Source organism: Shigella sp. FJ200513, from assembly GCF_040495915.1.
In the GTDB taxonomy this organism is placed as follows: domain Bacteria; phylum Pseudomonadota; class Gammaproteobacteria; order Enterobacterales; family Enterobacteriaceae; genus ECMA0423.
Map to the genome: position 1 here is coordinate 1 of NZ_JBDYCV010000158.1, position 5,713 is coordinate 5,713.

2 protein-coding genes and 1 pseudogene are annotated in these 5,713 nt (G+C 51.8%); 1 reads left to right on the forward strand and 2 read right to left on the reverse strand.

The window, feature by feature from the left end:
- Nucleotides 1-232 precede the first annotated feature (232 nt).
- Nucleotides 233-4,135: an ATP-dependent RNA helicase HrpA gene (gene hrpA, locus ABZJ92_RS20135; protein WP_000139508.1), complete on the reverse strand. Its 3,903-nt coding sequence runs from the start codon at nucleotides 4,133-4,135 to the stop codon at nucleotides 233-235.
- Nucleotides 4,136-4,335: 200 nt separating this feature from the next.
- Here hrpA and azoR point away from each other — a divergent pair, with 200 nt between their 5' ends.
- On the forward strand, nucleotides 4,336-4,941 hold the full coding sequence (gene azoR / locus ABZJ92_RS20140; protein ID WP_000048979.1) for an FMN-dependent NADH-azoreductase: 606 nt from the start codon (nucleotides 4,336-4,338) through the stop codon (nucleotides 4,939-4,941).
- A gap of 53 nt (nucleotides 4,942-4,994) precedes the next feature.
- On the opposite strand, the pseudogene ABZJ92_RS20145 reads toward azoR, so the two are convergent.
- Nucleotides 4,995-5,648, reverse strand: a pseudogene (locus ABZJ92_RS20145) (dual specificity protein phosphatase family protein); the annotation flags it as partial.
- Nucleotides 5,649-5,713 lie beyond the last annotated feature (65 nt).

Genomic DNA, 5,713 nt, shown 5'->3' on the forward strand with positions numbered 1-5,713 from the left:
TCAGGGAAAAATATCATCAGATGGCTGCTTAAAAAAAGAACAAATGGTAGTGTCCGCTATTGCCAGTACACCTCACTTTTAAGGAAATGCTGTAGATAAACATTATTCATCTTGCAGCTGAGAATTGTATTTTTCTGAATTCCTGAATTTTTGTCCTTACCGTTTTAGAATTAATAAAAAACCCGGCGCTAAATGCTTACCGGGTTTTAGATTTATTAGGCAAATAGCAGGGTTAACCGCTAATCTGCTCCATCGCCTGCAAAATACGCTTATCTGAAATCGGATAAGGCGTACCAAGTTGTTGAGCGAAGTAACTAACGCGCAGCTCTTCTATCATCCAACGGATCTCTTTCACGTCTTCATCCTCACGACGTGCAGGCGGCAGTTTGTTGATCCATTGCTGCCACGCCTGCTGGACGTTTTCGACTTTCAGCATCTGTGCACGATCGCGATGTGGATCAACCGCCAGTTTTTCCAGTCGTTTTTCAATCGCCTGCAAATATCGCAGCGTGTCGCCCAGCCGTTTGAAGCCGTTACCAGTGACAAAACCGCGATATACCAACCCGCCCATCTGCGCTTTAATATCAGAAAGCCCCAGTGCCATGGTCATATCCACCCGCCCTTTCAGACGTTTGTTGATATTGAACACCGCAGTGAGGATTTGCTCGACCTGCTTCGCAATATCCACCACCGTGTCATTCAGTTCGGCGCGCACTTTTTCATGCAGCGCAGCAAAGCCTTCTTCCGTCCAGACCGGGCCACCATTGGCGTCGATCAGTTGATCCACACCGCAGGAGATACAGTCGTCGATCAGCTCCAGCACTTTGCCATACGGGTTAAAGTACAGCCCCAGCTTGGCTTTGTTTGGTAACTTCTCATGTAAATACTTGATCGGCGAGGAAATATTTAGCAGCAGTAGACGGCGAAGACCATTCCACATTGCCTGTTTTTGCTCCAGCGGGTTATCAAACAGTTTGATCGTCACGCTGTCGCGTTCATCCACCAGCGCCGGCCACGCCTTCACTTTATAGTTGCCACGCTTCTGTTCGTAACTTTCCGGCAGCTGACCAAAACTCCAGATATGTAAGCCGCTCTGCTCGATACCGTCATCCGCCACCGCGGACAGCGTTTCCTGCACTTTGCCTTTCAGCGCATCTTTCAGATCTTGTAGCGAGCGCCCTTCTTTTAGCTTCTTGTTTTTGTCATCCACCACGCGGAAGGTGATTTTCAGGTGATCGGGCACCTGATCCCAGTGCCAGTCTTCGCGGTCAACGGTAACGCCGGTCATCCGCCGTAACTCGCGCTCAAGGCTGTCGAGCAACGGTAACTCCAGCGGTGTGACGCGGCCTAAAAACGCTTCGGCGTAGTTTGGTGCAGGCACAAAATTACGGCGTACCGGTTTCGGCAACGATTTAATCAGAGCAATCACCAATTCGCGGCGCAGACCGGGGATCTGCCATTCAAACCCGCTTTCCTCAACCTGGTTAAGTAACGGCAGCGGAATATGTACGGTCACACCGTCCGCGTCCGCGCCTGGCTCAAACTGATATCTCAAACGCAGCTTGAGATTGCCCTGATGCCAGAAGTTCGGGTAATCCAGCTTGCTGATTTTTTCCGCCCCTTCTTTGATCAACATGCTCTTTTCAAAGTTGAGCAAATCAGGCGTTTCGCGGCTGACTTTTTTCCACCAGCTATCGAAGTGACGAGCGGAGATTACATCGTGGCTGATGCGCTGGTCGTAGAACTCAAACAGCGTTTCGTCATCAACCAGAATATCGCGGCGACGTGATTTGTGTTCCAGCTCTTCCACTTCGGCCCGCAGTTTCAGGTTTTCACGGAAGAATGCGTGACGCGTCTGCCAGTCACCTTCCACCAGAGCGTGGCGAATAAAGAGTTCACGACATAACGCCGAATCGATCTGGCTGTAGTTGACCTTGCGCGCAGCAACAATCGGCAAACCATAAACAGTGACTTTTTCCGTTGCCATCACCGCGCCCTGCGCCCGTTCCCAGTGCGGTTCGCTGTAGGTGCGTTTAATCAAATGCTGAGCAACGGGTTCTACCCATTCCGGGTCGATACGCGCAGCAATGCGCCCCCACAGGCGGCTGGTTTCTACCAGTTCCGCCACCATTACCCATTTCGGCGGCTTTTTGAATAAACCAGAACCGGGGAAGATGGAGAAACGCGCGTTACGTGCACCGGTATATTCCTGTTTATCGGCATCTTTCATGCCGATATGGGAAAGCAAACCGGTCAGTAAGGCGATGTGAATTTCACGATACTCCGCCGGTTCGCTGTTGACCGGAATGCCAAGTTCTTTCACCACCTGGCGCAACTGGGTGTAGATATCCTGCCATTCGCGCACGCGCAGATAGTTGAGGTAATCGGTACGACACAGGCGACGGAAGGCGTTGGAAGAAAGCGCCTTTTGCTGCTCGCCAAGATAATTCCACAGATTTACAAACGCGAGGAAGTCGGATTCTTTGTCGTGGAAGCGACGATGTTTTTCGTCCGATGCCTGCTGTTTGTCCATCGGACGTTCGCGCGGATCCTGGATGGAGAGCGCGGACGTGATAATCATCGCCTCACGCACGCAGCCATGTTTTTGCGCTTCCAGCACCATACGCGCCAGACGTGGGTCGACAGGCAACTGCGAGAGCTGGCGACCGAGCGGCGTCAGTTTATAGGCGCTGGCCTGTTCATCCGTGGTGATCGCGCCCAGTTCTTCGAGCAGACGCACGCCATCCTGGATATTGCGTTTATCCGGTGCTTCGACAAACGGGAACGCAGCGATATCGCCCAGCCCCAGCGCGGTCATCTGCAAAATAACCGAGGCCAGGTTGGTACGCAGAATCTCCGGATCGGTAAACTCCGGGCGCGAGAGGAAATCGTCTTCGGAATAGAGACGAATACAGATCCCTTCGGACACACGACCACAGCGGCCTTTACGCTGATTGGCAGACGCCTGCGAAATGGGTTCAATCGGCAAACGCTGCACTTTGGTGCGATAGCTGTAGCGGCTGATACGCGCTGTACCGGGGTCGATGACGTATTTAATCCCCGGTACGGTCAGCGAGGTTTCCGCGACGTTGGTCGCCAGCACAATGCGCCGTCCGCTGTGCGACTGGAACACGCGGTTCTGTTCGCTGTTCGAAAGCCGCGCATAAAGCGGCAAGATTTCGGTATGGCGTAAGTTCAGCTTGTTCAGCGCATCGGCGGTATCGCGAATTTCCCGCTCGCCGCTCATAAAGATCAGAATGTCGCCGGGGCTTTCCTGGCTTAGTTCGTCTACGGCGTCAAAAATCGCCTGCAACTGATCGCGCTCGGTGTCATCGGCTTCTTCAACAATCGGGCGATAGCGCACTTCCACCGGATAGGTCCGACCGGAGACTTCAATAATCGGCGCATTATTAAAGTGGCGCGAAAAGCGTTCCGGGTCGATAGTCGCGGAAGTGATAATGATTTTTAGGTCAGGACGCCGCGGCAGCAACTCTTTCAAATAGCCGAGCAGAAAATCGATATTCAGGCTGCGTTCGTGCGCTTCGTCAATAATGATGGTGTCGTACTGCATCAGCAGGCGGTCTTGCTGGATCTCCGCCAGCAGGATCCCGTCGGTCATCAGCTTGACCATCGTGTTATCACTTACGTGATCGCTGAAACGCACTTTGTAACCGATGCAACCGCCCGGCTCCGTTTTCAGCTCTTCCGCAATACGGTTGGCCACCGTTCGTGCCGCCAGGCGACGCGGCTGGGTATGACCGATCAGCCCTTTAATACCGCGCCCCAGCTCCATACAGATTTTCGGTAGCTGAGTCGTTTTACCGGAGCCGGTTTCCCCGGCGACGATCACCACCTGGTGATCACGAATCGCTTCGAGTATGTCCTGTTTTTTCTGACTAACCGGTAAATTGTCAGGATAAGTGATTTCCGGTCGTGCCGCTTCACGCAGCAGGACTTTCCCTGCCGCCTGGTCAATCTCTTTCGCCATCTCCTGGAAAATGGCCTGTTGTGCATCAGGATTTTTAACCTTCTTAACACAATGCAGACGGCGAGAAAAACGCAGTCTGTCGCGCAGCATCAGCGAATCCAGCCGCTGTTGCAAGGCAGTAAAGGTCAATTTTTGTTGTTCTGTCATAACGTTAGTGGGCAGTAGTCTGCCTGATTAATTTTCTTTTAAATGATAGATATAGAGTACCACATCGCGGCTTTCTATGCGTTGTTCAATAAATTCGAACATAGACTTCGATTTATTGCGCGATCTCTGTGGCAGGATTGTGAATAAAGTGTCAGCAAGCAACGGGGCATCGTCCATTCAAACATCTATAAGGAAACACCATGAGCAAGGTATTAGTTCTTAAATCCAGCATCCTGGCAGGGTACTCTCAGTCTAATCAGTTGTCCGATTATTTTGTTGAACAATGGAGCGAAAAGCACTCCGCTGATGAAATCACCGTTCGCGACCTAGCTGCAAATCCGATTCCGGTACTGGATGGCGAACTGGTTGGCGCTCTGCGTCCGAGCGATGCGCCGCTGACTCCGCGTCAGCAGGAAGCTCTGGCGCTTTCCGATGAGCTGATTGCCGAGCTGAAAGCCCACGACGTTATCGTTATTGCGGCACCGATGTATAACTTCAACATCTCAACTCAGTTGAAAAACTATTTTGACCTGGTTGCACGCGCAGGCGTTACTTTCCGCTATACCGAGAACGGTCCGGAAGGTCTGGTAACGGGTAAAAAAGCCATCGTTATTACCAGCCGCGGTGGGATCCACAAAGATGGACCAACGGACCTGGTGACGCCGTATCTGTCCACGTTCCTCGGCTTTATCGGCATTACCGATGTGAAATTTGTCTTCGCCGAAGGGATCGCATACGGTCCGGAAATGGCAGCGAAAGCACAGTCTGACGCAAAAGCAGCCATCGACAGCATTGTTGCTGCATAACCGGACACGGTCTTGATGTGGACTGTAGATATTCAGTCCACATCTCAATCCACTTACCTGTTTTCCCATAATTTCAACATCGCTTTGTGCTCTTCCTTAAGCACAATATGCGAGCGTCTGGCTCGAATAAAGATAATCGCTTCATCAACTGTTTTACAGTGTCCGTAACATAACAGCCATGCCGCCACTACCAGCGCACTGCGCGATAATCCCAATGCGCAATGGACCAGAACGCTGCCTTGCTCTTCGCGTAATGTTTCCAGCATCGCCACGGCCTGTCGGAGCTCCCCCTCTTCCGGAACCACCAGATCCAACATCGGTACACAGAAATAGAGTCGATCTTTTGTCGCTCGTCCACGAGGGAATTCAAAGGTGACGTCCAGAACCGCATTCTGTGCCGGAATATGTCGTGGAAACGCCCTTAAATAAACACCAGCAGTCATTTTGCTCACCGGCTCCAGGCGACGACAAAACCAACGCATAGATAGCCACATCCCGATGCGCCAGGGCAATGTCAGCCAGTAAACGGCGGGCGGGAGTTTCCCCTGACTATCTTTCCCTGTTGTTATCGCGCCAAGCCCACCGCACCCACGGCCAATAATGAGTAGCGATAATACTGGCCAACATAACCAGACTGACCACCATAACTGAACCATCATCATTAGCTCCATCAACACAATGCACGCGCCTACGACATATGAGGTAGCCTGAGTTTAACGGACACTCCTTCCTGAAATAGAATGGCATCAGAAGGAGCTAATAATGAGCAGAA